Raw genomic sequence first — 26,874 nt, 5'->3', positions numbered from 1 at the left:
GCCGATGCTTGTGATCGGCGCCGTGATGCGCAAGCTCGTCGCCATCGCATACGGCGTCCTGAAGTCGGGCCAACCCTTCAACCCGGCGCTTCACGCCGCTTGACCTGGATAACAGTATCTACGCGCCTGGGAGGTGCCCCAGCCAATGGGAGAGGGTCTCATTGACGATGTCCGGCTTCTCCATCGTCAGCATGTGCCCGCATCGGGGCACCATCACCAGCCTTGCCTGCGGCAGCAGCGACGCGATCTCGCGCGAGCACTCCGGCGGCGTGAGCAGGTCCGCTTCGCCGCACATCACCAGCACGGGGCAACGTACCTGCGGCAGGTGCGCCCGCGCGTCGGGGCGCGCGATCACCGCGCGGTTCTGGCGCACCAGCTGTTCGCCGCCCGCGGCGAGGACGAAGTCGAGATAGTCCTGCGCCAGCGCCGGGGCGTGGTCCGGATGGAAGGCCATCGCCACGTTCGGCTCGATCACCTCCCGCACGCGGCCCTGGGCGAAGAGCACGATTGCCGCTTCGCGCAGTGCCGTCATCTGCGGCGAGTCCGGGCGCGCGTCGGTCCCCAGCAGCGCGAGGCCTTCCACGCGCTGCGGCGCCTGCCGCGCGGCTTCCATGGCGACCATGCCGCCCATGGAGGCGCCGCACAGGACCAGCGGCCCCTCGGTCTCGTGCAGCAGGAGTTCCGCCATCGCGGGGATCGTGTCGGCGCGCGTGTGGACGTCCGTGATCCGCGGCCGCCACGGCGCGAGCGCCTCGACCTGCGCGCGCCACATGGTTTCGTTGCCGGCAAGCCCCGGAATCAGGATCAAGGTGGTCATGGCGAGAAATAGTGCGCGTTCGCGGGTTCGCGCCCATTCTGCATCGCGCGACTCTCCGGATAATTTGCCGCATGACCGAGCTGGTGCTGATCCGCCACGGCGAGACCGACATGAACCGGGAGCTGCGCTTCCAGGGGCAGGTCAACGTGGGGCTGAACGCGACGGGCCATGAACAGGCCCGGCGCCTCGGTGCGCGCATGGCGGCGGAGAAGGCCGACGCGGTCTACGTCAGCGACCTGCTGCGCGCCTGCCAGACGGCGGACCCGGTCGCCGGCGGCCTCGCCATCCCCTACGTCACCGAAGCCGGCCTGCGCGAGCAGCATTTCGGCAAGGTCGACGGCATGCGCGTGGAGGACATCCAGCGCGACCACCCGGAGGCCTGGGCCGGCTGGCTGCGGTTCGAGGAAGACTTCGCCATGCCGGACGGCGAGTCCACGCGCGAATTCCACGCGCGCGTGATCGGCGCGGTGCAGCGCCTGGTCGCCGCGCATGCGGGGCAGACGGTCGTGGTGGTCACGCACGGCGGCGTGCTGGACATGATCTACCGCACGGCGCGCTCGCTGGGCCTCAACGGGCCGCGGCAAAGCGAGATCCCCAACGCGGGGCTCAACCGCATCCGCGTGCGCGAAGGCAACTTCGAGATCGTCGCCTGGGCCGACACGCGGCACCTGGACGACCTGCCGCCGCAGCCGGTCTACGACCAGCGCAAGTACGCGGGCAAGTCCGGCAAGCCGAGCGAGGCGTAGAGCTTCTTCGCCTGCCGCTGCAGGCGCTTGGATTCGGGCTGCGCGCGCAGTTGCGGCTGCAGCAGGTTCTGCGCGCCGGAGAGGTGCCCGCTTCTCACCATCGCATCCAGGTGCAACTGCGCGAACAGGTCGCGCTGCGCATGGCTGCCCCCGATCTCCACCAGCCGGGGCAGGGCATGCCCCAGGGCTTCGACGGCCGTTTTCCAGTCGCCGGTCGCGTGCGCGAGCAGGCCACGCGCGGCGGGGACGCAGACGCGCTGCCACACCGCGGCTTCCTGTCCTTCCCGCGTGAGCGCGTGGGCCTCGATGCTCGCCAGCCACTCGCGCGCCGCTTCGATGCGGCCGGCACGCGCGAGGCCGTACAGGTACTGCAGGTCGAGGAAGGGCAGCACGTGGTCGTGCGCGCGCCGCGCGAGCCAGGTACCCAGGTCCTGCCAGCGATCGCCGACGTCCCCGCCGGCAAGCTCGATGCGCGCGAGCAGCGACACCGCGTTCACCTGGTCCTGGCTGTACTCCTTGACTTCAGCCCAGACGTGAGCGTCGTAGATGGCCAGCACTTCGTCGTGGCGGTCGAGGTCCAGCGCGAAGAGCGCCTGGTGCCACCAGTTGTGCGTGACCATGAAGGAGTTGAGGCCCGTCCAGGTGGGGCTCATCTCCGCGAGGAAGGCGTGCCCTTCCGAGAGGCGCCCTTGCGTGAGCATCACGTGCGCGAGCGCATGGTGCGCCCACGGTTCCTTGCGGCGCATCGCGATCGCCTCGCGCGCGCTCGCCTCCGCCTGCTCCAGGAAGTGGCACTGCTCCCAGGCGAAGGCCAGCATGCCGTGCAGGAAAGGCACGTCGGACGCCGCGGGCACCGCGTGCAGCGCGACGCGCAGCATGCCGGGCGAGTCGCCGCGGTTGAACAGGTGGTACTGCCCGAGCTTCAGCGACGCGAGGTCGCGCGGAAAGGCGCGCGCCTGCTCCTCGTGCAAGGCGATGGCGCGCGGCACGTCCCCGTCGACCCATGCAGCCACGGCGGCGACGAAGCGCTGCTCGCGCTCGCTCGCCTCACGCGCAGCCGCCTGCGCCCGCGCGAGGAAAGGCCGCGCGTTGGCGGGCGCGTCCGCCGTCTCCGCGAACATGTGCAGCGCCGCGCAATACGCCTGCACGATGGCGCTGCCGTCTTCCTGCGCCTGCAGGATGTTCACCGCGCGCGCCTCGCTCGCGATGAATCCTTCCACGAAGTCGTCCACCGCAGCCAGGCTCGCCGCTTCGCGCAGCGTGACCCGGTTGCCGAGGACGTCAGTCGACATGGAAGATGGCTTCGGACGGTGGCTGCGGCCAGGGCCGCTGCGCCTCGCGCACCTGCTCGAACGCGCGCGCGACCTGCAACACGCCGAGGTCGTCGAAGCGCTTGCCCGCGATCTGCAGGCCGATGGGCAGGCCGGACGCCGTGTAGCCGCAGTTGATCGACGCCGCCGGCTGCTCCGACATGTTGAACGGCACCGTGAAGCCGATGTGTTCGAGCGGCCGCATCGGATCGTTCGTGGGCGACGGCAGTTCGGCCGCGAAGGCGGGCACCGGCGACACCGGCGAGATCACGTAGTCGAAGGGCCGGCACGCGTTGACCGTCGCCACGCGCGTCAGGTGGAATTGGTGGACGGCGCGGAACACCGCCTCGCCCGTCATGCCGGCCGCGCTGTCGGCCCACTGCTGGATGTAGGGCAGCACGCGGGCCTTCACGTCGGGCGGCAGCGCGCGCATGTCCACGTGCGAGCGCATGCGCCAGAAGTGGTCCATGCCGTCCAGCATGCCTTGCGTCATGAAGGGCTTCATCGGCGCGACCACCGCGCCTGCACGCTCGAAGAGGAGGGCGGCGCGTTCGACGGCCGCGCGCACTTCCGGCTCCACGCCGAGGCCGCAGCCCGCCTCCAGCAGCAGGCCGATGCGCAGGCCCCGCAGGCGCTCCACGCCGGCGTCGAAAGTCGACCAGGGAATGTCCTGCGCGGGCAGGCTCATGCTGTCGCGATCGTCGGGACGCGAGAGCACGTCCATCAGCAGCGCGGCGTCGGCCACGGTGCGCGTCATCGGTCCGGCGGCGCGACCCATGTACGGGGGGTCGATGGGAATGCGGCCCAGGCTCGGCTTGAGCGTGAAGATGCCGCACCAGCTGGCCGGCAGGCGCAGCGAACCGCCGATGTCCGTGCCCAGGTGCAGCGGCCCGTAGCCCGCCGCGGCCGCGGCGCCGGCGCCGGAGCTCGACCCACCGGGCGTCTTCGTCCGATCCCAGGGATTGCGCGCGAGCTTGTGGAAGCTGGAGAGCCCCGAGGACAGCATGCCGTAGTCCGGCATGGTCGTCTTGGCGAGGATCACGCCGCCTTGCTCCCGCACGCGCGCGGCGGGCGGCGCGTCGACCGTGGACGCCACCAGCTCGGTCGCGGCCGTGCCCAGGGGCGTCGGGTCGCCGCGCGTCGCGATGTTGTCCTTGATCGTGACCGGCACGCCGTCGACGAGGCCGAGCGGCTGGCCCTGGCGCCACCGCGCCTCGCTGGCGCGCGCCTGTTCCATCACCGCGTCGGGACGCAGCAGGTACAGCGCCTGCAGGTGCTGCTCCCAGCGTTCCACGTGGCCCAGGACGCTGCGGGCGACTTCGACCGGCGAGACTTCCCGCCGGCGGTACAGCTCGATCAGCGCTGGGGCGGAGAGTTCGTGAAGTGCCTCCGCCATCAGAATGCCCCCCACGCTTGCCGGCTTCGTCTTCTGCGCTGCCCCCCGAGGGGGCTCGTGCACCTTGGGGCGGCCCGGCGGTGCACGGTCAGGCCCACGAAATCGAAGACAGGTCGTTCACGAAGATCGGCATGTCGCGCCAGAGGCCGCGCACGTTCCGGTTCGCGACCGTGACCCATTGCGGCTGGTACAGGAACACCATGGGCGCATCGTCCGCGAGCATGCGCTGGATGTCGGCCAGCAGCTTCGTGCGCGCCTGCGCGTTGCCGGTGTTCTTGTACTGCGCGTAGAGGTCGTTGAACTTCTGCGACTGGTAGTTCCAGTAGTAGTCCGGCTTGGCGAAGTTGCCCAGGTCGAAGGGCTCGACGTGGGAGATGATCGTCATGTCGTAGTTCTTCGCGCCGTAGACGTTGGAGAGCCACTGGGCCCATTCGACGTTCTGCAGCTTGGCATTGAAGCCCACCTTCGCGAGCTGCGACGCGATCACCTCGCCGCCCTGGCGCGCGTACGGGGGCGGCGGCAGCGTGATGGTGACGTCAACGGGCCCGGTGACGCCGGCTTCCTTCAGCAGGGCGCGCGCGCGGTCCGGGTTGTAGGCGTTCGCGGAGGTCAGGTCGACGTAGCCCGGCGCGCTGGGCGGGTAGTAGCTGCCGATCGGCACGCCGTAGCCGTCGCCGGCGCCCTGGATCACGGCCTTGCGGTCGATCGCCATGTTCAGCGCGCGCCGCACGCGCACGTCGTCGAAAGGCTTCTTCTTGTCGTTGAGCGCGAGGATGGTCTTGGCGCGCGAACCCGACACCACGACCTGGAAGCGGTTGTTGCCCTTGAACTGCTCCACGCTGCGCGGCGTGATGCGCGGGAAGGCGTCGACGTCACCGGCCAGCATGGCCGCAACCTGGGCGGCGGGATCGGCGATGAAGCGGAAGGTGGCGCGATTGAGCTTGATGGCGCCGGCGTTGCGGTAGCCGTCCCACTTCTTCAGGGTGATGGACGAGCCCTTGACCCAGTTCTCCAGCACGTACGGCCCGGTACCCACGGGCTTCGTCATGTTGGTGTCGGCGCTCTTCGGCTCGACGATCACCGCCGTGGCCTGCCCCATGAGGAAGGGGAAGTCGGGGTCGATCTCCTTGGTCAGCACGACCACCGTGTGCTCGTCGACGGCGCGCGTGGTGAGGGCGGCGAAGGTGCGCTTGTCCTTGTTGGTGCTCTTCTCGGCGCCGGCCCGGTCGAAGGAGAACTTGACGGCCTGTGCATTGAAGGGTTCGCCGTTCTGGAACTTCACGTTCCTGCGCAGCTTGAAGGTGTAGGTGGTGAGGTCGGGGCTCACCTCCCAGCTCTCGGCGAGCAGCGGCGTGACGGAACCGTCGGGGTTGATCTTGGTGAGCGTCTCGTAGATGTTGTAGAGCGTCACTTCCGCGATGGAGGACGCCGCGCCCCCCGTCGGATCGAGGCCGGGGCTGGGCTCCAGCGCCATGGCGTACACGATCGAATCCTTGCGTCCCTGGGCGAGCGCGCCCGCGGGCAGGGTGGCCAGGGCGGCCAGCGAGGCCGAATGGGTGAGGACGCTGCGGCGTTTCATCATGGTGCGAAGCTCCAGGGAGTGTGTTGGACTTGTGCGGCCATCATCCCCGACCTGCCGCGGCGGAGGCAAGAGGGGATGACACGGGTGGTTCCGCTTCCGGCACGGCGGCCAGCAGCGTGCGGGTGTAAGGATGCTCCGGCGCCGCGAAAAGACGCTCCGGCGGACCTTGTTCGACGATGCGTCCCTGCCAGAGCACGGCGACGTCGTCGCACAGGTGGTGCACCACGGCGAGGTCGTGGCTGATCAGCATGTACGTGATGCCGAACTCCGCCTGCAGGTCCTGCATCAGGTTGAGCACCTGCGCCTGCACGGAGACGTCCAGGGCACTCACCGGTTCGTCGGCCACGATCAGGCGCGGGCGGGTGATGAGGGCGCGCGCGATCGCGATGCGCTGCCGCTGGCCGCCGGAGAATTCGTGCGGGTACTTGCCCAGGTCGTTGGAGCGCAGGCCCACCGCCTGCAGCGCCTCGTGCGCGCGCTGACGCTGCTCGTCGCGCGGCGTGCCTTGCGCGCTGAGCGGCTCGCACACGATGCGCTCCACGGTCTGGCGCGGGTCGAGCGAGCCGTAAGGGTCCTGGAACACCATCTGGAAGTCGCGGCGAGCCCTCCGCAGTTCCTCGTGGCCGAGCGCATGCAGGTCCTGCCCGAGCAGGCGCACGGTGCCGGAGGTCGGCTTGTCCAGCGCCATGACGAGCCGCGCGAGCGTGGACTTCCCCGATCCGGACTCGCCGACGATCCCCAGGCTGCGCCCCGCCTCGATCGTGAAGCTCACGCCCTGCAACGCATGCACCTGGCCAGGCGCCTCGAACAGCTTCTCGCGCGGCAAGGTGTAGTTCTTGACCAGGTCGCGCACTTCGAGCAGCGGCTCGCTCATGGCTGTTCCTCCCTCTCCCTTTGGGAGAGGGCTGGGGTGAGGGCACCCGCAGCCTTCGTTTCCGCCACCGCCTCCAACCGGATGCACCTCGCCCGGTGCCCGCTCTCCACCTCGTACGCCGGCGGCACGGTCCCATGACATTCAGGAATCGTGAACCCGCACCTCCCCGCGAAGGGACACCCCGCCGGCAGGTCCACCAGCTCCGGCACCGTCCCCGGAATCGTCACCAGCCTCTGCCCCTTCGCGGCCCGCAGCCCCGGACGCGCCGCGAACAGCCCCAGCGTGTACGGATGCATCCGGTTCGCGAACACCGAGGCCGTCGGCCCGCTCTCCACCACGCTGCCGCCATACATCACCAGCATGCGCTGCACGTTCTGCGCGATCACGCCGAGGTCGTGCGAGATGAGGATCAGCGCCATGCCGCGCTCGGCGACCAGATCGCGGATCAGGTCGAGGATCTGGCGCTGGATGGTCACGTCCAGCGCCGTGGTCGGCTCGTCCGCCACCAGCAGGTCGGGCCCGCAGGCGAGTGCCATCGCGATGGTGATGCGCTGGCGCTGGCCGCCGGAGAACTGGTGCGGATAGGCGTCGAGGCGTCGCGCCGCATCGGGGATGCCGACGCGTTCCAGCAGCGCGAGCGCCTCCTTGCGCGCATCGGCCGCGGACAGGCCGCGGTGCAGGCGCAGCGGCTCGGCGACCTGGTGGCCCACCGTGTGGACGGGATTGAGCGCCGTCATCGGCTCCTGGAAGATCATCCCGATGCGGTCGCCGCGCAGCGCGCACATCGCGCGCTCGGGCAGCCCCACCAGCTCCCGCCCTTCGAAGAGGATGCTGCCGGTCACCTTCGCGTTCTCCGGCAGCAGGCCCATGAGGGCCATGACGGTGATCGACTTGCCGCAGCCCGACTCGCCCACGAGTCCCAGCGTCTCGCCGCGTTCCAGCGTGAAGCTCACGTCGCGCACCGCCAGCGCCGGACCGCGGTGGGTCTGCAGTTCGACGGAGAGGTTGCGGACTTCGAGCAGGGGCATCAGGCCTCCCGCCGGGCCGCCCCAAGGGAGGCCTGCGCCCCCTCGGGGGGCAGCGACGACACGTAGTGCGGAGCGTGGGGGCTCATGTTCTTAGCGTTTGCGTGCGAGCCGCGGGTCGAAGAGGTCGCGCAAGCCATCTCCCAGCAGGTTGAGGCCGAGCACCGCGAGCGCAATGGCCACGCCCGGAAACACCGCGAGCAGCGGCGCCTGGAACATCAGCGTCTGCGCCTCGCTCAGCATGCGCCCCCACGAAGGCTGCGGCGGCTGCGTGCCCAGCCCCAGGTAGGACAGCGCGGCCTCCGCGAGGATCGCGATGGCGAAGCGGATGGTCGCCTGCACGATCAGCACCGAGAGGATGTTGGGGAGCACGTGCTCCAACGTGATCGCGAAGCTGCCCTTGCCGCAGGCGCGCGCGGCCAGCACGTACTCGCGACCCCATATGGCGTTGGCCGAGGCGCGCGTGATGCGCGCGAAGGTGGGGATGTTGTAGATGCCGATCGCGATGATGGCGTTGACCATGCCCGGGCCGAACACCGCGGTCATCATGATCGCCGACAGGATCGCGGGAAAGGCGAACGCGAAGTCGGACAGGCGCATGATGCCTTCCTCGACCCACCCGCGCCTGGCGGAAGCGAGCAGGCCCAGCGCCGTGCCGATGACGAGGCCGATGCCCACCGCGATCACGCCGACGGCGATGGACGCGCGGGCGCCCACCAGCAGCAGCGACGCGACGTCGCGGCCGTACGGGTCGGTGCCGAGCCAGTGGCGCGCGTCCGGGGCGCGCAGCTTGAGCGCCATGTCCACTTCGTACGGGTTCCACGGCGTCCACACGAGCGACAGGGCCGCCGCCAGCGCGAGCAGCACGCTCAGCGCCAGCCCGATCATGAAGCTCGGGTTGCGCCGCGCCCGCTGCCAGAAGCCGGGACCCTGCAGCGGCGCCAAGGGCGTTGAATCCATCACGGCGCTCAAGGGCGGCTCTCCCTCCAGTGCCGCCGCGGAACCGGCTTTGCCGGGCCGCTGGGGGCGCCCCCTCGAGGGGGAGGCGGCCGCAGGCCGCTTCGGGGGTGGGTCATATGTCGCTCGCCTTCACGCGCGGGTCGATCACCGCGTAGAGCACGTCGACGACGAAGTTCACGATCACGACCATCGCCGCGAGCAGCATCACGCAGTTGCGCACCACGATCAGGTCGCGGTTGGCGATCGACTGGAAGATGAGGCGCCCGAGCCCCGGCAGGTAGAACACGCTTTCCACCACGATGGTGCCGGCCAGCAGTTCCGAGAACTGCAGGCCCATGATGGTGACCACCGGGATCAGCGCGTTGCGCAGCACGTGGCCCCACAGCGTGCCGCGGCGCGACACGCCCTTGGCCCGCGCCGTGCGCACAAAGTCCTCGCGCAGGACTTCCAGCACCGACGACCGGGTGATGCGCGCGAGGATTGCGGACTGCACGACGGCGAGCGACAGCGCCGGCAGCAGCAGGGCGCGCAGCCCTTCGAGCACGCCTTCGCTCCAGCCCGGGAAGCCGCCGGCGGAGAACCATCCCAGCTTCACCGAGAACAGCAGGATCAGCAGGATGGCGAACCAGAAGTTGGGGATCGCGATGCCGACCTGGGTCAGGCCCATCACGCCCACGTCGCCCAGCTTGTTGTGCCGCGCGGCCGCGTAGATGCCGGCCACGAGCGCGAACACGGTCGTGAAGAACATGGCCATCAGGGCCAGGGGCACGGTGAGCGCCAGGCGTTCCAGCACCAGCTCGCCGACCGGGGTGCTGTAGGCATAGCTGAGCCCCAGGTCGCCCCGCAACAGGCCCGTGATCCATTCCCAGTAGCGGACGCCCGCCGGCCGGTCCAGGCCCAGCTTGTGCGCGAGCGCGGTGACCGCCTCCGGGGACGCGTCGGGCCCCATGATGATCTGCGCCGCGTTCCCGGGCAGGATCTCCAGCACCGCGAAGACGACGAGCGACGTGCCTACCAGCGTCGCAATCAGGGTGATCAGGCGCTTGAAGAGGAACAGGGACATGCCGCGCGGGATAATGCCAGAACCGTACCAGGAGTCCCGGCAGCCATGGCATTGATGATTACCGACGAGTGCATCAACTGCGATGTGTGCGAGCCCGAGTGCCCGAACCAGGCGATCTTCCTGGGGCCGGAGATCTACGAGATCGATCCGGACAAGTGCACCGAGTGCGTGGGCCACTTCCCCGAGCCGCAGTGCGTGCAGGTGTGCCCGGTGGCGTGCATCCCGCTCAACCCGCAACGGGTGGAGAGCCGGGAGTCGCTGATGCAGAAGTACGAGCGGTTGACGGCCGCGGCGAAAGCGCTTACTTCTTCTTCGGCCCCGAAGCCGTAAACACCTCCGGGCCCTTCTTCGCGTCCTTCTTCCTTTCCTTGCCGGCCGGCTCCGCCGCGGCGGACGCTGCCTCCTTCGGCCCGATCACCACCGCCTTCGGGGCATCTTTCTCCGCCTGCAGCCGCGCCTTCTCCATGGCTTCGGCCCGCCGCATGTCCTCCGCCGCGGCCCGGGTGGCACGGGCGGCGGCTTCGGGCGTGCTGCGGTCGGTGACGTCGATGGCCGTGGCACCGGCGCAGGGCTGGCTGCCGTAGCTGTTGCCGCAGCGGTAGACGGTCTGGGCCGATGCCGCGACGGGCGCGGCGGCCAGGGAGAGCAGGAGGACGGTTTTCAGGAGCATCGCGTCCTCCTTCGGACGGTCAGGGTTGGTCCGGCTCCGGCCGCGGCGGCTTGGGCCGGGGCGCCTTGTGCGTGTGCACGATGAGGGTGGCCTTGTCCATCTCGCCGGCCAGCAGGGCGGGCACCGCCTTCAGCGTGCGGGCGATGCATTCCTCGATGGCCGTGCGCTGGTCGGGCGCAGGCTTCTTGAGCACCCAGTTCACCACCTCGGACTTCACGCCGGGGTGGCCGATGCCGAGGCGCAGGCGCCAGTAGTCGCCCGTGCCCAGCTGCGCATGGATGTCGCGCAGCCCGTTGTGGCCCGCGTGGCTGCCCCCGAGCTTCAGCTTGGCCTGGCCGGGCACGACATCGAGTTCGTCGTGCACCACCAGGATCTCCTGCGGGGCGATCTTGTAGAAGCGCGCAAGCGCCGCGACCGACTTGCCCGACACGTTCATGAAGGTCTGGGGCTCCAGCAGCCACACCGTCTGCCCGTGCACGTTGGCCCGCGCCACCAGGCCGTGGTAGCCGCGGTCGTGCGCCAGGTGCACCTTGAGCTCGCGCGCGAGTTCGTCCACCCACCAGAAACCGGCGTTGTGGCGGGTGGCTTCGTACTCGGGACCCGGGTTGCCCAGGCCGACGAACAGCTTGATCATGGTTCACGCATTGCAGGTTAGGCCGCGCGCGCCGGTGCGGCGATGGAACTATTGCCCCCGCGAAGGCGGCAAGGTGCACCGATCGTAGCCGGTCCGGCGGCGGCCCCGAGTTCAGCCGGTGCGTTCAAGCCCGCACCCCCCCTCGCGATCGACACTTCCTGCACGCCGATCCCGGCGCATCCCAACCCCCAAGGAGCCCTCCCATGAACCAGCAAGCCCAGCGCTGCCAATGCGCGAACTGCCCCGGTGCCGCCTGCCAGTGCGGCTGCCAGGACCCCACGCCGGCCGCCGCGCCCCGCCAGGCCTGCGCCTGCGGTCCCGCGTGCCAGTGCGGCCCCGGCTGCCAGTGCGATGCCGCGGAAGCCGGCTGCGTCTGCAACGCCTGATCAGGCGCTCGCCCGCAGCAGCGTCGAAGGCGCGATGCCGTACATGCTGCGAAAGGTGCGCGTGAAGTGCGCCGCGTCGGCGAAGCCGCATTCGTGCGCGACGGCCGTGAGCTGCGCGGCTTCGGGCAGCGCGTGCAGGGCGGTGTTGAGCCGCGTCCACAGCACGTACGGGCGCACCCCCAGGCCGGTCTGCTCCCGGAACAGGTGGCGCGCGCGCTCCGGCGACAGGTGGGCGGCTTCGGCCACCTGCGCGAGCTCGATGCGTGCGTCGCGCACGTGCAGGCGGATGTAGTCGCACATGGCGGCGACGCGGCGGTCGACGGTGGCGTCCGGCGCGGACCACCCGGCGAGGCGGTCCAGCAGGCCGCGCGCGAGGGCGACGGATCGCGATGCGTCCGGGGCGGCTGCGCGCATCTGCCTTGCATCCTCCAGCACCTGGCCGGACAGGGGCTCGGGCAGCGCCGCCAGCCCGCGCCCGTCCAGCAGCGTCGCGAGCGCGCGTCCGTGCGGCGTCGTCGGCTCCACCATGAGGTGCACGACGTAGCCGTCGCGCGGATCGAAGGCATGTTCGACGCCGGAGGCCACGATGGCGGCATCGCAGTCCTGCCATTCGCCCTTGCCCAGGCGGAATCCTGCAGGGCGCTCGGGCAGGATCGTGAGCTGGAGCGCGTAGTGGCGGTGTTCGGCCGTGGTGAGCGAGCGCACGCGGCCCAGCCACACGCTGCCGCCCGGCCAGGTCCAGATGCCGCGGGCTTCGTTCATGGTGGGATGCTAGGTCGCGAGGTGCGAGCGGGCAAGAAAGAAGAAAGCCCGCTTGCGCGGGCTTTGGCGGCCAAGGTGGAGGCCTGGTGGATCCTGACTTTCGTCAGGATGACATGGCGGGCGCGGCGCAGCCGCGCGCCATGTCACTTCTTCGCGGGGGCCTTGGCAGCCGGCTTGGCGTCCTTGCCACCCTTGGCCGGAGCGGCCTTGGCGTCGGCGGCGGGAGCGGCGGCGCCTTCGGCACCGGCGGCGTCAGCGGCGGACTCTTCGGCCGCCGGCACCACCACGGAGACCAGCACCGGGTTCGGCTTGCCGTGCGTCACGGCCTTCACGCCCTTCGGCAGCTTGACGTCGGCCAGGTGCAGGGACATGCCCTTCTTCAGGCCGGACAGGTCCACCTCGATGAACTCGGGCAGGTCGGCGGGCAGGCAGGAGATGTCCAGCTCGTTCACGACCGGGTTCACCAGGCAGTGCTCCAGCTTGACGGCTTCGGACTCTTCCGCGCCCTTGTAGTGCACCGGCACCTTCATGTGCAGGCGGGTGTTGGCGTCCACGCGCTGGAAGTCGATGTGCTGCACCTGCTGGCGGAACGGGTGGTACTGCACGTCACGCAGCAGCACCTTGGCGGTCTTGCCGGCCAGTTCCATGTCCAGGATGGAGGAGTGGAAGGCTTCCTTCTTCAGGGCGTGCCACAGCGCGTTGTGATCGAGTTCGATCAGCTGCGGCTGGCCTTCGCCACCGTAGACGATACCGGGCGTCTTGCCCACGTTGCGCAGACGGCGGCTCGCACCCGTACCCTGCTTCTGGCGCTCGAAAGCGACGAATTTCATTGCAATCTCCGATTCGGAACCACCGCGACCAGTGTGTTCCGCGTTTCAAAATGCCCCGCGTCAACGGGGCGCGACAGCTCAGAACAGGTTGACCTGGTCCGAGAAGAGCTGGGTCACCGACTCGCCCTTGGCGATGCGCTGGATCGTGTCACCGATCAGCGGCCCGACGGACAGCTGGCGGATCTTGGTGCACGTGCGCGCCGTGTCGGACAGCGGGATGGTGTTGGTCACGACCACTTCGTCCAGGGCCGTGCCCTTGGAGATGCGCTCGATGGCGGGGCCGGAGAAGATCGGGTGCGTGCAGTACGCGTACACGTGCTTGGCGCCGCGCTCCTTCAGCACCTCGGCGGCCTTCACCAGCGTGCCGGCCGTGTCGATCATGTCGTCCATGATCACGCAGTTGCGGCCTTCGATCTCGCCGATGACGTGCATCACCTCGGACACGTTCGCCTTCGGGCGGCGCTTGTCGATGATGGCCAGGTCGGTGCCCAGCTGCTTGGCCAGCGCGCGGGCGCGGACCACGCCGCCGACGTCCGGCGACACCACGATCAGGTCCTCGTAGTTCTTCTGGCGCAGGTCGCCGAGCAGCACGGGGGACGCGTAGATGTTGTCCACCGGGATGTCGAAGAAGCCCTGGATCTGGTCCGCGTGCAGGTCCATGGTCAGCACGCGCGACACGCCCACCGTCTCCAGCAGGTTGGCCACCACCTTGGCCGAGATCGGCACGCGCGTGGAGCGCGGGCGGCGGTCCTGGCGGGCGTAGCCGAAGTAGGGGATGACGGCGCTGATCCGCTCGGCCGAGGCGCGCTTGAGCGCGTCGACCATGATCAGCAGTTCCATCAGGTTCTCGTTGGTCGGGGCGCAGGTGGACTGCACCACGAACACGTCGCGCGCGCGCACGTTCGTGTTGATCTCCACGGTGACTTCACCGTCGGAGAAGCGGCTGACGGAAGCGGCGCCCAGCGTGATGCCCAGGTGGCCGGCGATCTCCTCGGCCAATGCCGGATTGGCATTGCCGGTGAACACCATGAAATCGGGGGCGGGGGCAGCTTGCTGCATGAGAAAGGACCTGGCCTGTTCAGACCCAGTTAAACGGTTTGGCAGGGGAGGAAGGACTCGAACCCTCGCATGCCGGAATCAAAATCCGGTGCCTTAACCAACTTGGCGACTCCCCTACACAGGTCTGACGCTGCTACCAGCCTCAAACCGAATCGTCGCTGGATGCCCAACCCACCAGGGGATGGACCTCCATCTTGCCGCATTCCCGGACCAACCAGCCCGCCCGGGGCCAGTGCGCCGGGGCCTGCCCGAGGGCCTTCCCCGGCGGCAGCAGCGCGAAAACCGCGCTGCCCGAGCCCGTCATCCGGGCCTGCAAGCCCTGCGAACCCAGCCATCGACACGCCTCGCCCACTTCGGGGCAAAGCTGCCGGGCCACGGGTTCCAGGTCGTTGTGACCAAAACCCCAGGGATCTGCAGCAAAGCCTGCGATTGTAGCAGCATCCGAGTCGCGCTTCAGCGCCGGGTGCACGAAGATGTCTTTCGTGGCCAGTCCGCGGGGCGGTTTCACCACCGCGAAACGCGCCGGCGGCAGGTCCACGGGCGTGATCCGCTCGCCCACGCCTTCCACCCAGGCACTGCGGCCGCGCAGGAAGAAAGGCACGTCCGCGCCCAGGGAGAGGCCGATCTTCTCGAGGGAGGGCAGCGGAAGGCGCAGCTTCCAGAGGCGGTTGAGCGCCAGCAGGCAGCTCGCCGCGTCCGAGGAGCCGCCGCCCAGGCCGGCTTCGGCGGGCAGGCGTTTTGCGATGCGGATGTGCGCGCCTTCGGGACTTCCGGTGGCTTGCTGCAGCGCGCGGGCCGCTCGCAGCGTCAGGTCTTCTTCAGGAAGCGGGGCGCCGAGGTCCTCGCGCGACAGCTTCCCGCCGGCCCTGCGCTCGAAGTGCAGCGTGTCGTGCCAGTCCAGCAGGACGAAGGCGGACTGCAACAGGTGATAGCCGTCGGCCCGCCGCCCCGTGACGTGCAGGAACAGGTTGAGCTTCGCCGGCGCGGCGACGTCGTGCAGGGCGCGCATGCCTCAGCGTTCGAAGACGAGCCGCAGGTCGGCGGGCGGCGGCGGGTCGGTGCGGCGGGCGCGCAGCCGGCCTTCGGCGACCTGGCTCACGTCCGGCTCCCAGCCGGGCACCGGCGTCGGCTTGCCGCCCAGCCAGTCGAACAGGGAAGCGACCGGCAACGGCGCGCCCGTGGCTTCCTGGGCCAGGGCTTCCAGCGAGGGGAACTGGCGCGTGTTGCCGTTGGAACGCAGGGTGGCGGAGCCGGGCGCCCACGCCAGCACGGCCACGATGCCCCCCAGCGGGTTGAAGAGGCTCAGTTCGCCTTGCTCCGGCGCGCCCTTGAGCTCGAAACCGGCGGAGAAGGACTGGCTCGCCTGCCCTTCCACCGTGAGCGCCATGCGCCCGCTCCAGGCCTGAACGCCCGGCGCCGCGGGCGCGCGCGGCGGAACCGCGCAGGCGGACAGCAGCGCGGCGGCCATCGCCGCCGTGGCCCAGCGCACCGCGCTGCGGCGGATCACGGCTTCACCTTCAGGCGCTTGAGCGTCTCCTGCAGCGTCTCGTTCTCGGCATTGAGCAGCAGGCCTTCGCGCCAGATGCTCTGGGCCTGGTCGCGCTGGCCGAGGCTCCACAGCACCTCGCCGAGGTGCGCGGCGATCTCGGGATCCGGCCGCTCCTTGTAGGCGTCCTGCAGGATGCGCAGGGCTTCGGCCTTGTTGCCCATGCGGAACTCCACCCAGGCCAGGCTGTCGCTGATGAAGGGATCGCCCGGCGCGAACTCCAGCGCCTTCTGCACCAGCTGCTTCGCCTCGGGCAGGCGCACGCCACGCTCGGCGAGCGAGTAGCCCAGCGCGTTGTACGCGTGGTGGTAGTCCGGCTTCTTCTCCATCAGCTGGCGCAGCAGCCGCTCCATGTCGTCGAAGCGGCCCATCTTCTCGGCGACCATGGCCTGGTCGTAGAGCAGGTCGGGATCGCCCGGGTCCTTGGCGATGGTCTGCGCCAGCAGGTCGTAGGCGCCCTTGTAGTCCTTGTTGTCCCGCAGCAGCTGCACTTCGGCCATGGCCTTCATGCGCGCGTCGGCGGGGTTGCGCTCCGGCAGCGCCTGGATCAGCTTGCGCGCCTCGGCCATCTTGCCCTGGCGCGCGAGGATGGACGCGCGGCGGTTCTGCGCCTGGATCAGGTCCTGCGAGTTCTCGATGCGGTCGAGCCAGGCGTTGGCCTGCGCGAAGTCCTTGCGCTTCTCGGCGATCTGCGCGAGCGACAGGTAAGCCTGCGCGGTGCCGCGGCCGCGGTCCTCGGACGGAGGCTGCGCCTGCGCGAGTTCCAGGTAGCGCTTCAGGGCGGCCTCCGCCTCGGGCAGCTGGTTGTCCTGCGCGAGCAGCGTGCCTTGCGCCAGCCACGCTTCGGGGAAGTCGGGGCGCTCGCGCGTCACCTGTTGCAGCTGCTGCAAGGCTTCGCGCTGGCGCTGCGCGTCCAGCAGGGCGCGCGCGTACGACAGGCGCAGCTCCGGCAGCGGCTGCCCCTGCATGTAGGTGCGCACGATGGCCTCGGCCTGCGGCAGCTTCGGGTCCATCAGTTCGAGCGCCAGCAGCACGGGGCCTTCGGCATTGGGGCCGGCGGCCTGTCCACGCCTGGCGGCATCGAGCGCGCCGTTGGTGTCGCCGGCGGCGAGCCGCAGCCGCCCCACGGCGCTCCACGCGGACGCGCCCGTGTCCGGCTTGTTCAGGTAATCGGCCAGGCCTTGTTCCAGGATGGCGGCCGCCTGCTTCTTGTCCGTGGCGCGGGAATACGCCCGCGCCACCGCGGCGATCACCGCGGGGCGGTCCTTGGCGTCGGACAGCGCGATCTCGGTCTTCAGCGGCTCGAGGCTTTCCGGCAGGCGATTCAGCGCCACCAGGATCTGCAGCACGTAGCGGTTCGCTTCGCGCGATTGCGGGAAGGCCTGCTTCCACGCGCGGGCGGCCTGCAGGGCGGCATCGCCGCTGCGGGCCTCGAAGGCGAGTTCGACCGCGCGCTGGTACAGCGACGCGTCGTTGGTCTTGCGCGCCGCGTCGAGGATGAGCGCGAAACCGGCGGTGGGCTCGTTGCCGCGGACGTTGAGTTCGCCGAGCAGCAGCTGGTAGAAGAGTTCGGCGTCGAGGCCGCTGTTGTCGGGGGCGGCAGCGACCGTGGTGGACGAAGGCGACTGCGCCAGGGCAGGCGGCGCGGCCGCGAACACCGCGGCGAGGGCGGCGGCGAGTGCCGCCAGGCGGAAACGCATCATCGAATGATGATAATCCCTGCTGCCCGGAGACCGGGTTTCTTCACGCATGCCTGAACTTCCGGAAGTCGAGGTCACCCGCCTCAGTTTCGCCGAGCGCATCGCGGGCGCGCGCATCGAGGCCGTGCGCCTGGGCAAGCCCTTGCGGTGGCCGCTCGGCGTCGATCCCGCCACGCTCGTCGGGCGGACAGTGCGCTCGGTGCGGCGCCGCGGCAAGTACCTGCTCGTGGACCTCGATCGCGGGCTCCTGCTACTCCACCTGGGCATGTCCGGCAGCCTGCGCTTCGACCGCGCGATGCCGGCCGCGGAACTGCACGACCACTTCGACCTCGCCACCGACCGGGGCGTGCTGCGCCTGAACGACCCGCGCCGCTTCGGTGCGGTGGTGTACGCCGAGGGCGAGGACGCGCCGGAAGCCGTGAAGCTGCTCGGAGGCCTGGGCGTGGAGCCGCTCACCGAGCACTTCGACCTCGATGCCTTCCACGCGGGGCTGAAGAAGCGCAGCGCGCCGATCAAGCAGGTACTGCTTTCGGGTGATCTCGTGGTGGGCGTCGGCAACATCTATGCGTCCGAGGCCCTGTTCCTCGCCGGCATCCGTCCGACGCTGGCGGCACGGCGCGTCAGCAAGCCGCGCGCGGCGCGCCTGCAGGCCGCGATCCGTGAAGTACTTGCCAGGGCTGTTGCCAAAGGCGGCAGCACGCTGCGGGATTTTTCGAACGCCTGGGGCGAGTCGGGCTACTTCCAGCTGGAAGCGATGGTGTACGACCGGGAAGGACAGCCTTGCCGCGTGTGCGGCACCCCCATCCGGATGATCCGGCAGGGCGCGCGCGCAACATACTTCTGCCCGGCGTGCCAGAAGTCCTGAGGACAAAAAGGGTTCGCTGCTATAGTCAAACGGAGAGAGTTCCGGGGACTGAGTGGTTACTTCCTTCAACGAGCAGTTCGACCAGCATGGCGCATGGCGGCGTGAGTTCGCACTGCGCCTGAAGCTTCTGGCCGAATGGCTGAAGGACCACGACCTCATCGACTCCGCGGTCGAAGAGCGGGTGCGCCGCCTCGAAAGCCAGATGCGCTCCGACAAGGTGATGGTCGCCTTCGTCGCCGAGTTCTCGCGCGGCAAGTCGGAACTGATCAACGCGATCTTCTTCGCCGGCTACAAGCGCCGCATCATGCCGGCGAGCGCCGGGCGCACCACGATGTGCCCCACCGAGCTCGGGTACGACGCGGAGGTGCCGCCCTGCCTGCGGCTGCTGCCGATCGAGACGCGCCTGCAGACGCAGCCGCTGATGGAATGGCGCATGGTGCCCGAGAAGTGGCACCGCGTGGACCTGGACGTCAACGACCCCGCGCAGCTCGCGCAGGCCTTCGAGAAAGTCTCCGAGGTCCGCCGCGTGACGGTGGACCAGGCGAAGGCGCTCGGCTTCTGGCACGAGGATTCGCCCGAGGACAACCCGATGACGGGTGCCGACGGCCTCGTCGAGGTGCCGAAGTGGCGCCACGCCCTGATCAACATCGCGCACCCGCTGCTGAAGCAGGGCCTCGTGATCCTGGACACCCCGGGCCTCAACGCCATCGGCGCCGAGCCCGAACTGACGGTCAACCTGATCCCGCAGGCGCATGCCGTGGTGTTCATCCTGGCCGCCGACACGGGCGTCACCAAGTCGGATCTCGCGATCTGGCGCGAGCACCTGATCGCCGAAGACCAGGATGCCGACTCCCGCCTCGTGGTCCTGAACAAGATCGACACGATGTGGGACGCGCTGTCCACCGCGTCGCAGGTGCAGGCGCAGATCGACCGCCAGCGCAAGACCACCGCGGAGATCCTCGGGCTGCAGGAGCAGCAGGTGATCCCGGTCTCCGGCCAGAAGGGCCTGGTCGCCAAGGTCAACAGCAACGTCGACCTGCTCAAGGCCTCGAACCTGCCCGCGCTGGAGCAGGCGCTGGCCCACGGCGTCCTCGACCAGCGCCAGACCATCCTGCGCGCCTCCGTCAGCACCAACATCAGCGAACTGCGCACCGAGGTGAACCGGGTGCTGTCCGTGCGCCGGCGCGACCTCGCCGAGCAGATGGTGGAACTCAAGGGCCTGCGCGGCAAGAACACCTCGGTGATCAAGCACATGCGCGCCCGCATCGAGCAGGAGCAGGCGGACTTCGACGCGAGCGGCGCGAAGATCCACGCCGTGCGCTCGGTGCACCTCAAGCTGCTGCGCGACGTGTTCAACCTGCTCGGCACCTCCACGCTGAAGCAGGAGATGTCGGAACTGACGAAGGCGCTGCGCACCCCGGGCCTGAAGCTGGGCGTGCGCAAGGCTTACTCGCAGACCTTCGACCGCCTGCGCGAGGGCCTGCGCCAGGCCGAGAAGATCAGCGGCGAGATCCAGACGATGCTGACCGGCACCTTCCGGCAGCTCAATGCTGAATACGGCTTCTCGCTGCAGGCGCCGCGCGAGCCGGACCTCGCCCGCTACGAACGCGACCTGGACCTCGTCGAACGCAGCCACAACCAGTACCTGGGCGTGAGCAACGCGCTCAAGCTGGCGCAGCCCGAGTTCGCCGACCGCCTGGTGCGGGCGCTGGCGACGCGCCTGCGCGTGATCTACGAATCGGCGCTGGGCGAAGTGGAGCTGTGGAACAAGTCCGCGGCCGCGCAGCTCGATGCGCAGCTGCGCGAGCGCCGCCGCAATTTCGGCCGCCGCCTCGAGGCGATCGAGCGCATCCAGCAGGCCGCCAGCGGCCTCGACGATCGCATCGCCGAGATCGACTCGCAGGAAAAGGCGCTGGACACGCTGGACGTGAAGCTCGCCGAGCTCACGGGCCATCTCACCAGCCCGCCGGTGGTGGGGTCCGCAAGGCCCGCCGCGCAGCAGGCTGCGCTCAAGACGGCTTGACGATGGAGCGGCGCCGGGCCGCCCCAGGCCGCGGGCCGGAAGGCGCAGCCTGGAGGCTACTCCCGTGACACTGCCGGCCGGCTTCGCCGGCCGCGTGGTGCGCTGGCAGCGCACCCACGGCCGCAACACCCTTCCCTGGCAGAACACGCGCGATCCCTACCGCGTGTGGCTCTCCGAGATCATGCTGCAGCAGACGCAGGTGGCTGCGGTGCTCGGCTACTACGAACGCTTCCTCGCGCGCTTCCCCGACGTGCAGGCGCTCGCCGCCGCGCCGCTCGACGACGTGCTGGCGCTCTGGAGCGGGCTGGGTTACTACAGCCGCGCGCGCAACCTGCACCGCTGCGCGCAGGACGTGGTGGAGAAGCACGGCGGCGCGTTCCCGCGGACGGCGGAAGTGCTGGCCACCTTGCCGGGCATCGGGCCTTCGACCGCGGCGGCGATCTCGTCCTTCTGCTTCGGCGAGCGCGCGGCCATCCTGGACGGCAACGTCAAGCGCGTGCTCACGCGCGTGCTCGCGTACGGCGACGACCTGGCGCTCGGCGCGAACGAACGCCGCCTGTGGGACCATGCGCGCGAGCTGCTGCCCAGGCGCGAGCTGCAGGAGAACATGCCGCGCTACACACAAGGCATCATGGACCTGGGCGCCACCATCTGCCTGCCGCGCAACCCGAGCTGCCTGCTGTGCCCCGTGCAGGAGGATTGCGCCGCGACGAAGCAGGGGCGGCCGGAAGGCTTCCCCGTCAAGACGAAGAAGCTGAAGCGCAGCGCCGAGTCGCTGTGGCTGTTGCACGCACGCGCGGACGACGGATCGGTGTGGCTGCAGAAGCGGCCGACGCCCGGGGTGTGGGCGGGGCTCTACTGCCTGCCGGTGTTCGCGAGCCGCGATGCGCTGGATGCGGCGCTGCCCAGTGGCGCGAACGTGCGCGAGGTGGAGCCGTTCGTGCACGTGCTGACGCACAAGGACCTGCATCTGCATCCGGTGCAGGTGGAGGTGGCCGCGGGGTGGCGGGGCCGGGAAGGGCAGTGGTTCGGGGCGGGGGAATGGCCGCAGGTCGGGCTGCCGTCGCCGGTGAGGAAGTTCCTCGAGCGATCCTGAGCCGCTCGGTGGGGTTCGCTTCGCTCACCGTCCGCGGCTTCGCCGCGCCACCCTACAGGCACGGCGACGCGTTTTGTCGGATGGTGCCGCGACAGCGGCAGAAGGTTGTAGGGTGGTGCCGCGCCAGCGGCAGACGGTGAGCGAAGCGAACCCCACCGAGCGCGAAGCGCCTACCGCGCATCCATCTCCCGATGCCTCTTCAGCGCCGTCCACTCCTTCCCGAACTCCTCCGCCAGCCGTTCCACCAGGTACACCGAGCGATGCTGCCCGCCCGTGCAGCCGATCGCCACCGTCACGTAGCTGCGGTGGTTGCGGGCCAGCGGCTCCAGCCAGTGGTCCAGGAAGGCGCAGATGTCCGCGTACATGTCCTCGACTTCCTGGTGCTTGCGCAGGTAATCGACCACGGGTTCGTCCATGCCGGTCAGGTCGCGCAGCTCCGGCTCGTAGTGCGGGTTGGGCAGCATGCGCACGTCGAAGACGAAGTCGGCGTCGACCGGGATGCCGCGCTTGTACGAGAACGACTGGAACACCAGCGTCATCGAGGTGAGCGGCGCGGACAGCAGCGACTTCACGTAGTCCTGCAGCTGGGAAGCGCGGAGCACGCTCGTGTCGATCACGTGGGCGCGTTGGCGCAGCTCGGCGAGCAGCTCGCGCTCGAGCTCGATCGCCTCGACCACCGCGCGCTGCTGGTCGGGATCGGCGTCCTGGCCGGGGCGCGACAGCGGGTGCCGCCGGCGCGTCTCGGAGAAGCGGCGCACCAGCGTGTCGGTGGTCGCGTCGAGGAACAAGGGCCGCACCGCGATGCCGCGGCGCACCAGTTCGTCCAGGTGCCCCGGCACCTGCGGCAGCGCGTCGGCGCTGCGCACGTCCATCGCGATGGCCACCCGGCGCCGGGCGTTGCGCTGTTCCAGGTCGACGAACTGCAGCAGCAGCTGCGGCGGCAGGTTGTCGACGCAGAAGTAACCCGCATCCTCCAGCGCGCGCAGCGCCACCGACTTGCCCGAGCCGGACATCCCGGTGATGAGGACGAGTTCCAGCGACATGTCAGCTGCCCGCCGCGGCGGCGTCTCCCAGCATTTCCTTCGCGTGGGCGAGCGTGGTGCCCGAGAGGCGTTCGCCACCCAGCATGCGCGCGACTTCGGCGACGCGCTTCTCGCCTTCGACCGGCGCGACGCTGCTGGAGACGCCCGTCTTCTCGGACTTCTTCGCCACCACCAGGTGATGGTCGGCGCAGGCCGCCACCTGCGGCAGGTGCGTGACGGCCAGCACCTGGCGGTCGCGCCCGAGCTGCTTCATGAGCCGGCCGACCGTCTCGGCCACCGCGCCGCCCACGCCCGAATCCACCTCGTCGAAGATCAGCGTCTGGGCTTCGCCCAGGCGGCTGGTGGTCACCGCGATGGCCAGGGCGATGCGCGAGAGCTCGCCGCCGGACGCCACCTTGCCCACCGGGCGCGGCGTGCTGCCGGCATGCCCCGCGACGAGGAAGGCGACTTCCTCCAGCCCGTGGGCCGAAGGCGTCTCGAGCTTCTCCAGCGCGACCTCGAAGCGGCCGCCCAGCATGCCGAGCCCTTGCATCGCCTGCGTGACCGCCTTGGCGAGCTGCGGGGCTGCCTTGGCGCGCGCGGCGGACAGGCTCTTCGCTTCCTTCTGGAAGGCGTCGAATTCCTTCTTCTCCGCGGCTTCGAGCGCGGCGAGGTCCGCAGCGGCATCGAGCCTGGCCAGTTCGTCCTTCCACCCGGAAAGCAGCGCCGGCAGTTCCGCCGGCTGGCGCTTGTAGCGGCGCGCGAGCGACATCCAGCTGCCCATGCGCTCGTCGAGTTCCGCGAGGCGCTCCGGGTCGAGATCCGACTTGCGCAGCCACGCCTGCAGCGAATGTGCGGCGTCCTCCACCTGCGCGAGGCTGGACGCCAGCACCTCCGCGATCTCGCGGAAGCGCGGCTCCAGGTGTTCCTGGCCGCGCAAGGTGTCGAGCGCCTGCGCGAGGCCGCGGCGCGCGCCGCCCTCGTCGCCATCCAGCAGCTCCTGCGTGCCTTGGGCCGCATCGATCAGGGCCTGCGCGTGCGACAGGCGCGTGTGGTCGGCGTTGAGCTGCTCCCACTCGTCGTCGCGCGGAGCGAGCTTGTCGACCTCGCCGATCTGCCAGGCCAGGCGTTCGCGCTCGCGCTGCAGCGAGTCCTGCGCGGAGCGCGCTTCGGCCAGCGTCTTCTGCGCGGCGCGCCAGGCGTTCCACAGCTGCTGCAGCCGCGCGGTGTCGATGCCCGCATAGCCATCGAGCAAGGTGCGCACGGAGGCGGGGCGCGTGAGGCTCTGCCACGCGTGCTGGCCGTGGATGTCCACCAGCATCTCGCCGGCTTCGCGCAACTGCGCCGCGGTGGCGGCGCTGCCGTTGATCCATGCGCGGCTCTTGCCTTGCGAGTCCACGGTGCGGCGCAGCAGGAGCGTGTCGCCGGCGTCGAAGCCGGCCTCCTGCAGCCAGGGCGCGAGGGCCGCCGGCTGGTCGAATTCCGCGCTGATCTCGGCGCGCTGGGCGCCTTCGCGCACGACGGTCGCCTCCGCGCGCGAACCCAGTGCGAGCTGCAGGGCGTCGACGAGGATGGACTTGCCGGCGCCCGTCTCGCCCGTGAGCACGGAGAAGCCTTCGCCGAGATCGAGCTCCAGCTCGCGGACGATGACGAAGTCGCGCAGCGCGATGCGTTTCAGGCCCACTTAGGCAGCCCCCTCGTTCCAGTGCATTTTCTTGCGCAGGGTGTCGAAATAGGTCCAACCCCTGGGGTGCAGGAATCGTACCTTGTGCTGCGAGCGCCGCACGGTGATGCGGTCACCGTGCAGCAGTGACGCGAGCGACTGCATGTCGAAATTGGCGCTGGCGTCCCGCCCGGCGACCAGCTCGATGGCGACCTCCACCCCGTCCGGTAGCACGATGGGCCGGTTGGACAGCGTGTGCGGCGCGATCGGCACCAGCACCCAGCCGGGGGTGGAAGGATGCAGCAGCGGCCCGCCCGCGGACAGCGCATAAGCCGTGGAACCGGTGGGCGTCGCCACGATCAAACCGTCTGCGCGCTGGTTGGCGACGAAATGGCCGTCGACCTCCACGCGCAGTTCCACCATGCCGGAGGTGGCGCCGCGGTTCACGACGACGTCGTTCATCGCCAGCGCGTCGAACACCACCTGGCCGTCGCGCACCACGTGGGCGTGCATCAGTGACCGGTGGTCCTCCTCGTACTCGCCGGCCAGCATGGGCGGCAGCACGGTGCGGTACTGGTCCAGCGGGATGTCCGTGATGAAGCCGAGGCGCCCCTGGTTGATGCCGATCAGGGGCACGCCGAAGCGCGCGAGCTGGCGGCCGATGCCCAGCATCGTTCCGTCGCCGCCGACGACGAGCCCGAGGTCGCAGTGGGTACCGAGGGCGGCGGCGTCCGCGGTGGGGAAGCCGGTGAGGCCGATGACTGCCGCGGTGTCGCGTTCGACGTGCACCTCGCAGCCTTGCGATGCCAAAAAATTCGCGATGTCTTCCAGCGCGGCGCGGGTCGACGCGGCCAGGGCCGGTGCGACGGCAGTGTGGTACTTGCCGATCAGGGCGACCTGCCGGAAGATCGATTTCATCGGCAAATTACATCATTAAAATCGCCGGGAAGTCCCGGCACTACGCATGAAGCTCGACGACCGCGCCAAGGTGTTGCTCAAAGCCCTGATCGAGCGCTACATCGCCGAGGGGCAGCCCGTGGGCTCGCGCACGTTGTCGCGCGCCTCCGGCCTGGAGCTGTCGCCCGCCACCATCCGCAACGTCATGTCGGACCTGGAGGAGCTGGGGCTGGTGGCCAGCCCGCATACCTCGGCAGGCCGCATTCCCACGGCGCGCGGCTACCGCCTGTTCGTGGACACGATGCTCACCGCGCGCCGCGAAGACTTCGCCGCGCCCTCGCTGCCGCCGGACCAGCCGCAGAAGGTGATCGCCCATGCGGCGCAGATGCTGTCGAACCTGTCGCAGTTCGTCGGCGTGGTGGTGGCGCCGCGGCGCAGCTCCGTGTTCCGCCACATCGAATTCCTGCGGCTGGCCGAGCGCCGCTTCCTGATCATCATCGTCTCGCCCGACGGCGACGTGCAGAACCGCGTGGTGCACACCGCGGCGGACTACAGCCAGTCGCAGCTCGCCGAGGCGGCCAACTACCTCAACGCCAACTACGCGGGCCTCACGATCGAGGAAGTGCGCGAGCGCCTGAAGAACGAGGTGGAGCAGCTGCGCAGCGAGATCGTCACGCTGATGCAGACGGCGGTGGATGCGAGTTCCGAGGCGCTGAAGGAGGACCAGGACGAGGTCGTCATCTCCGGCGAGCGCAACCTGCTCGCCGTGAGCGACTTCGCCAGCGACATGACGCACCTGCGGCATGCCTTCGAACTCTTCGAGCAGAAGACCCAGCTGATGCGGCTGCTGGACGTGTCCAGCCAGGCCGATGGCGTGCGCATCTTCATCGGCGGCGAAAGCCACATCGTGCCGTTCGAGGAGCTGTCGGTGGTGAGCGCCCCTTACGAGGTGGACGGGCAGGTCGTGGGCACGCTGGGCGTGATCGGCCCGACGCGGATGGCTTACGACCGGATGATCCAGATCGTGGACATCACCTCGCGGCTCGTCAGCAACGCGCTGAGCCACAAATAGCCGGTATTCCTCCGCACCCTCCGCCTTCCGCGTCTCCTCCGCGCCGCGCCTGTCCCCGGCGCCCTTGACGGCCGGGCTGTGTCCCATGACACTCGCGCCGTTTTTACAACAAGAAACAATATGCGATCGAGCACCATCCGGGCCGCGGCAGGCGGCCTCCTCGTCGCGGCCTTGCTGGCCGCCTGCGGCGGGGGCGACGACGGCAATGCAAGCAGTTCCGCCGTCTGGCACGGGACCACCAGCACGGGGCGCGACGTCGGTGGCGTGACCCTCGCCGACGGCAGCTACTACCTCCTCTATTCGTCCACGACCGACGCGAACACGGTCGGTGGCGCCATCCAGGGTACCGCGACGCTCACCGGCGAGCAGTTCGCCTCCCAGGACGCGCTGGAGTTCAGCGCCGAGGGCCTCGGCATCCGGCCGTCCACGCTGGCGGCCACGCTGCAGGCGGGATCCAGCTTCCATGGAACCGTCACGACCACGGCGTCCGGCGCGGCGGTGACTTTCCAGACCCGGACCTACGTGGCCGCATGGGGCGCGACGCCGATGCCGACGCTGCAGCGCCTGGCCGGCGCTTACACGGGCACGGCCGGCTTCGCCCTGGGCGTGCGTCCGGCCGTCTTCACGGTGACGGAAACGGGCGCGGTCAGCAGCACGATCAACGGCTGCGCGATCACCGGCACCGCCACGCCGCGGACCGACGTGAACGCCTACGACCTGGCCATCGCCTTCGGCGGCGCGCCGTGCGCCTTGCCGGGCCTGGCTTTCACCGGCATCGCTTACATCCGGCCCGACAACGGTCGCCTCTACGCCGTGGCGCGCAACACGCCCACGAAGCAGAGCGTGATCTTCAGCGGCGCGAAGTAGCGCGCAAGA

27 protein-coding genes and 1 tRNA gene are annotated in these 26,874 nt (G+C 69.8%); 8 read left to right on the top strand and 20 right to left on the bottom strand.

Features of this window, described 5'->3' with window-relative positions; translation table 11 throughout:
* Positions 1 to 118 precede the first annotated feature (118 nt).
* Positions 119 to 817, bottom strand: coding sequence for an alpha/beta fold hydrolase (locus tag H8N03_RS25035; protein WP_187078963.1), 699 nt, complete (start codon positions 815 to 817; stop codon positions 119 to 121).
* Between the two features lie 71 nt (positions 818 to 888).
* Here H8N03_RS25035 and H8N03_RS25030 point away from each other — a divergent pair, with 71 nt between their 5' ends.
* Positions 889 to 1,563: a histidine phosphatase family protein gene (locus tag H8N03_RS25030; protein WP_187078962.1), complete on the top strand. Its 675-nt coding sequence runs from the start codon at positions 889 to 891 to the stop codon at positions 1,561 to 1,563.
* Here H8N03_RS25030 and H8N03_RS25025 read toward each other — a convergent pair.
* From H8N03_RS25025 to H8N03_RS24995, 7 genes are all read right to left on the bottom strand, one after another.
* On the bottom strand, positions 1,512 to 2,855 hold the full coding sequence (locus H8N03_RS25025) for a tetratricopeptide repeat protein (RefSeq protein WP_187078961.1): 1,344 nt from the start codon (positions 2,853 to 2,855) through the stop codon (positions 1,512 to 1,514). The two genes, H8N03_RS25030 and H8N03_RS25025, sit on opposite strands and share 52 nt — an antisense overlap.
* Positions 2,845 to 4,269 (bottom strand): amidase, encoded by a 1,425-nt coding sequence (locus tag H8N03_RS25020; protein WP_187078960.1) that lies wholly within the window; start codon positions 4,267 to 4,269, stop codon positions 2,845 to 2,847. The genes H8N03_RS25025 and H8N03_RS25020 overlap by 11 nt, the downstream gene beginning before the upstream one ends.
* 88 nt (positions 4,270 to 4,357) lie before the next feature.
* Entirely contained in the window at positions 4,358 to 5,851 is a 1,494-nt protein-coding gene (locus H8N03_RS25015; protein WP_187078959.1) for an ABC transporter substrate-binding protein, read from the bottom strand.
* Between the two features lie 40 nt (positions 5,852 to 5,891).
* Positions 5,892 to 6,725 (bottom strand): ATP-binding cassette domain-containing protein, encoded by an 834-nt coding sequence (locus tag H8N03_RS25010; protein ID WP_187078958.1) that lies wholly within the window; start codon positions 6,723 to 6,725, stop codon positions 5,892 to 5,894.
* Positions 6,722 to 7,753 (bottom strand): ABC transporter ATP-binding protein, encoded by a 1,032-nt coding sequence (locus H8N03_RS25005; protein WP_187078957.1) that lies wholly within the window; start codon positions 7,751 to 7,753, stop codon positions 6,722 to 6,724. The genes H8N03_RS25010 and H8N03_RS25005 overlap by 4 nt, the downstream gene beginning before the upstream one ends.
* A gap of 90 nt (positions 7,754 to 7,843) precedes the next feature.
* Positions 7,844 to 8,710, bottom strand: coding sequence for an ABC transporter permease (locus tag H8N03_RS25000; protein WP_187078956.1), 867 nt, complete (start codon positions 8,708 to 8,710; stop codon positions 7,844 to 7,846).
* Between the two features lie 112 nt (positions 8,711 to 8,822).
* Positions 8,823 to 9,773 carry an ABC transporter permease gene (locus tag H8N03_RS24995; RefSeq protein ID WP_187078955.1) on the bottom strand — a complete coding sequence of 317 codons (951 nt, stop codon included), beginning with the start codon at positions 9,771 to 9,773 and terminating at the stop codon, positions 8,823 to 8,825.
* A gap of 45 nt (positions 9,774 to 9,818) precedes the next feature.
* On the opposite strand from H8N03_RS24995, the gene H8N03_RS24990 reads away from it, so the two are divergent.
* Positions 9,819 to 10,103, top strand: a complete 285-nt coding sequence (locus H8N03_RS24990) for a YfhL family 4Fe-4S dicluster ferredoxin (RefSeq protein WP_187078954.1) — start codon at positions 9,819 to 9,821, stop codon at positions 10,101 to 10,103.
* On the opposite strand, the gene H8N03_RS24985 is transcribed toward H8N03_RS24990, so the two are convergent.
* Together H8N03_RS24985 and pth are read right to left on the bottom strand one after the other, a co-directional pair.
* The gene (locus H8N03_RS24985) at positions 10,075 to 10,443 is read right to left on the bottom strand and encodes a hypothetical protein (RefSeq protein WP_187078953.1); all 369 of its coding nucleotides are present in this window, start codon (positions 10,441 to 10,443) and stop codon (positions 10,075 to 10,077) included. The genes H8N03_RS24990 and H8N03_RS24985 overlap by 29 nt on opposite strands.
* A gap of 19 nt (positions 10,444 to 10,462) precedes the next feature.
* Entirely contained in the window at positions 10,463 to 11,077 is a 615-nt protein-coding gene (gene pth / locus H8N03_RS24980; protein ID WP_187078952.1) for an aminoacyl-tRNA hydrolase, read from the bottom strand.
* A gap of 203 nt (positions 11,078 to 11,280) precedes the next feature.
* On the opposite strand from pth, the gene H8N03_RS24975 reads away from it, so the two are divergent.
* On the top strand, positions 11,281 to 11,463 hold the full coding sequence (locus H8N03_RS24975) for a hypothetical protein (protein ID WP_187078951.1): 183 nt from the start codon (positions 11,281 to 11,283) through the stop codon (positions 11,461 to 11,463).
* On the opposite strand, the gene H8N03_RS24970 is transcribed toward H8N03_RS24975, so the two are convergent.
* The 7 genes from H8N03_RS24970 to H8N03_RS24940 form a co-directional block, all read right to left on the bottom strand.
* Entirely contained in the window at positions 11,464 to 12,225 is a 762-nt protein-coding gene (locus H8N03_RS24970; RefSeq protein WP_187078950.1) for a helix-turn-helix transcriptional regulator, read from the bottom strand. It lies immediately after the preceding gene.
* A 143-nt stretch (positions 12,226 to 12,368) separates the two neighbouring features.
* The gene (locus H8N03_RS24965) at positions 12,369 to 13,055 is read right to left on the bottom strand and encodes a 50S ribosomal protein L25/general stress protein Ctc (protein ID WP_187078949.1); all 687 of its coding nucleotides are present in this window, start codon (positions 13,053 to 13,055) and stop codon (positions 12,369 to 12,371) included.
* Positions 13,056 to 13,133: 78 nt separating this feature from the next.
* Positions 13,134 to 14,114, bottom strand: a complete 981-nt coding sequence (locus H8N03_RS24960) for a ribose-phosphate pyrophosphokinase (protein WP_187078948.1) — start codon at positions 14,112 to 14,114, stop codon at positions 13,134 to 13,136.
* A gap of 39 nt (positions 14,115 to 14,153) precedes the next feature.
* Positions 14,154 to 14,230: transfer RNA gene (locus tag H8N03_RS24955), tRNA-Gln, on the bottom strand.
* A gap of 26 nt (positions 14,231 to 14,256) precedes the next feature.
* Positions 14,257 to 15,123, bottom strand: a complete 867-nt coding sequence (ispE, locus tag H8N03_RS24950; RefSeq protein WP_187078947.1) for a 4-(cytidine 5'-diphospho)-2-C-methyl-D-erythritol kinase — start codon at positions 15,121 to 15,123, stop codon at positions 14,257 to 14,259.
* Positions 15,124 to 15,126: 3 nt separating this feature from the next.
* Positions 15,127 to 15,621: a lipoprotein insertase outer membrane protein LolB gene (locus H8N03_RS24945; RefSeq protein WP_354005178.1), complete on the bottom strand. Its 495-nt coding sequence runs from the start codon at positions 15,619 to 15,621 to the stop codon at positions 15,127 to 15,129.
* Positions 15,618 to 17,360, bottom strand: coding sequence for a tetratricopeptide repeat protein (locus H8N03_RS24940; RefSeq protein ID WP_187078972.1), 1,743 nt, complete (start codon positions 17,358 to 17,360; stop codon positions 15,618 to 15,620). Before H8N03_RS24940 ends, H8N03_RS24945 begins: the two co-directional genes overlap by 4 nt.
* Before the next feature lie 49 nt (positions 17,361 to 17,409).
* Between H8N03_RS24940 and mutM the strand changes: the two genes are divergently transcribed.
* The 3 genes from mutM (at position 17,410) to mutY (ending at position 21,344) form a co-directional block, all read left to right on the top strand.
* A complete protein-coding gene (mutM, locus tag H8N03_RS24935; protein WP_187078946.1) occupies positions 17,410 to 18,225 on the top strand; it encodes a bifunctional DNA-formamidopyrimidine glycosylase/DNA-(apurinic or apyrimidinic site) lyase in 816 nt (271 codons plus the stop codon).
* Positions 18,226 to 18,277: 52 nt separating this feature from the next.
* Positions 18,278 to 20,248: a dynamin family protein gene (locus H8N03_RS24930; protein WP_187078945.1), complete on the top strand. Its 1,971-nt coding sequence runs from the start codon at positions 18,278 to 18,280 to the stop codon at positions 20,246 to 20,248.
* A gap of 70 nt (positions 20,249 to 20,318) precedes the next feature.
* Complete coding sequence (gene mutY / locus H8N03_RS24925; RefSeq protein WP_187078971.1) at positions 20,319 to 21,344, top strand: A/G-specific adenine glycosylase; 1,026 nt, start codon at positions 20,319 to 20,321, stop codon at positions 21,342 to 21,344.
* A gap of 170 nt (positions 21,345 to 21,514) precedes the next feature.
* On the opposite strand, the gene rapZ is transcribed toward mutY, so the two are convergent.
* Genes rapZ through H8N03_RS24910 form a run of 3 tightly spaced genes read right to left on the bottom strand, consistent with a single transcriptional unit; the run spans position 21,515 to position 24,947 of the window.
* Complete coding sequence (gene rapZ, locus H8N03_RS24920; protein WP_187078944.1) at positions 21,515 to 22,387, bottom strand: RNase adapter RapZ; 873 nt, start codon at positions 22,385 to 22,387, stop codon at positions 21,515 to 21,517.
* 1 nt (position 22,388) lies between these two features.
* On the bottom strand, positions 22,389 to 24,050 hold the full coding sequence (gene recN, locus H8N03_RS24915; RefSeq protein ID WP_187078943.1) for a DNA repair protein RecN: 1,662 nt from the start codon (positions 24,048 to 24,050) through the stop codon (positions 22,389 to 22,391).
* Positions 24,051 to 24,947: an NAD kinase gene (locus H8N03_RS24910; RefSeq protein ID WP_187078942.1), complete on the bottom strand. Its 897-nt coding sequence runs from the start codon at positions 24,945 to 24,947 to the stop codon at positions 24,051 to 24,053.
* A 46-nt stretch (positions 24,948 to 24,993) separates the two neighbouring features.
* Between H8N03_RS24910 and hrcA the strand changes: the two genes are divergently transcribed.
* Both hrcA and H8N03_RS24900 read left to right on the top strand, forming a co-directional pair.
* Positions 24,994 to 25,998, top strand: a complete 1,005-nt coding sequence (gene hrcA / locus H8N03_RS24905; protein ID WP_187078941.1) for a heat-inducible transcriptional repressor HrcA — start codon at positions 24,994 to 24,996, stop codon at positions 25,996 to 25,998.
* Between the two features lie 120 nt (positions 25,999 to 26,118).
* Positions 26,119 to 26,865, top strand: coding sequence for a hypothetical protein (locus H8N03_RS24900; RefSeq protein WP_187078940.1), 747 nt, complete (start codon positions 26,119 to 26,121; stop codon positions 26,863 to 26,865).
* Positions 26,866 to 26,874: the final 9 nt, after the last annotated feature.

Origin of the sequence: Ramlibacter cellulosilyticus (assembly GCF_014297465.1) — a bacterium.
In the GTDB taxonomy this organism is placed as follows: domain Bacteria; phylum Pseudomonadota; class Gammaproteobacteria; order Burkholderiales; family Burkholderiaceae_C; genus Ramlibacter; species Ramlibacter cellulosilyticus.
Note: the sequence above shows the minus strand (reverse complement) of the source record. Positions and strands in the feature narration are given on the sequence as shown.

Coding starts and splice junctions, on each gene's coding strand:
- H8N03_RS25035 (WP_187078963.1), bottom strand. CDS start 817: ATGACCACCTTGATCCTGATTCCGGGGCTTGCCGGCAACGAAACCATG.
- H8N03_RS25030 (WP_187078962.1), top strand. CDS start 889: ATGACCGAGCTGGTGCTGATCCGCCACGGCGAGACCGACATGAACCGG.
- H8N03_RS25025 (WP_187078961.1), bottom strand. CDS start 2,855: ATGTCGACTGACGTCCTCGGCAACCGGGTCACGCTGCGCGAAGCGGCG.
- H8N03_RS25020 (WP_187078960.1), bottom strand. CDS start 4,269: ATGGCGGAGGCACTTCACGAACTCTCCGCCCCAGCGCTGATCGAGCTG.
- H8N03_RS25015 (WP_187078959.1), bottom strand. CDS start 5,851: ATGATGAAACGCCGCAGCGTCCTCACCCATTCGGCCTCGCTGGCCGCC.
- H8N03_RS25010 (WP_187078958.1), bottom strand. CDS start 6,725: ATGAGCGAGCCGCTGCTCGAAGTGCGCGACCTGGTCAAGAACTACACC.
- H8N03_RS25005 (WP_187078957.1), bottom strand. CDS start 7,753: ATGCCCCTGCTCGAAGTCCGCAACCTCTCCGTCGAACTGCAGACCCAC.
- H8N03_RS25000 (WP_187078956.1), bottom strand. CDS start 8,710: ATGGATTCAACGCCCTTGGCGCCGCTGCAGGGTCCCGGCTTCTGGCAG.
- H8N03_RS24995 (WP_187078955.1), bottom strand. CDS start 9,773: ATGTCCCTGTTCCTCTTCAAGCGCCTGATCACCCTGATTGCGACGCTG.
- H8N03_RS24990 (WP_187078954.1), top strand. CDS start 9,819: ATGGCATTGATGATTACCGACGAGTGCATCAACTGCGATGTGTGCGAG.
- H8N03_RS24985 (WP_187078953.1), bottom strand. CDS start 10,443: ATGCTCCTGAAAACCGTCCTCCTGCTCTCCCTGGCCGCCGCGCCCGTC.
- pth (WP_187078952.1), bottom strand. CDS start 11,077: ATGATCAAGCTGTTCGTCGGCCTGGGCAACCCGGGTCCCGAGTACGAA.
- H8N03_RS24975 (WP_187078951.1), top strand. CDS start 11,281: ATGAACCAGCAAGCCCAGCGCTGCCAATGCGCGAACTGCCCCGGTGCC.
- H8N03_RS24970 (WP_187078950.1), bottom strand. CDS start 12,225: ATGAACGAAGCCCGCGGCATCTGGACCTGGCCGGGCGGCAGCGTGTGG.
- H8N03_RS24965 (WP_187078949.1), bottom strand. CDS start 13,055: ATGAAATTCGTCGCTTTCGAGCGCCAGAAGCAGGGTACGGGTGCGAGC.
- H8N03_RS24960 (WP_187078948.1), bottom strand. CDS start 14,114: ATGCAGCAAGCTGCCCCCGCCCCCGATTTCATGGTGTTCACCGGCAAT.
- ispE (WP_187078947.1), bottom strand. CDS start 15,123: ATGCGCGCCCTGCACGACGTCGCCGCGCCGGCGAAGCTCAACCTGTTC.
- H8N03_RS24940 (WP_187078972.1), bottom strand. CDS start 17,360: ATGCGTTTCCGCCTGGCGGCACTCGCCGCCGCCCTCGCCGCGGTGTTC.
- mutM (WP_187078946.1), top strand. CDS start 17,410: ATGCCTGAACTTCCGGAAGTCGAGGTCACCCGCCTCAGTTTCGCCGAG.
- rapZ (WP_187078944.1), bottom strand. CDS start 22,387: ATGTCGCTGGAACTCGTCCTCATCACCGGGATGTCCGGCTCGGGCAAG.
- H8N03_RS24910 (WP_187078942.1), bottom strand. CDS start 24,947: ATGAAATCGATCTTCCGGCAGGTCGCCCTGATCGGCAAGTACCACACT.
- hrcA (WP_187078941.1), top strand. CDS start 24,994: ATGAAGCTCGACGACCGCGCCAAGGTGTTGCTCAAAGCCCTGATCGAG.
- H8N03_RS24900 (WP_187078940.1), top strand. CDS start 26,119: ATGCGATCGAGCACCATCCGGGCCGCGGCAGGCGGCCTCCTCGTCGCG.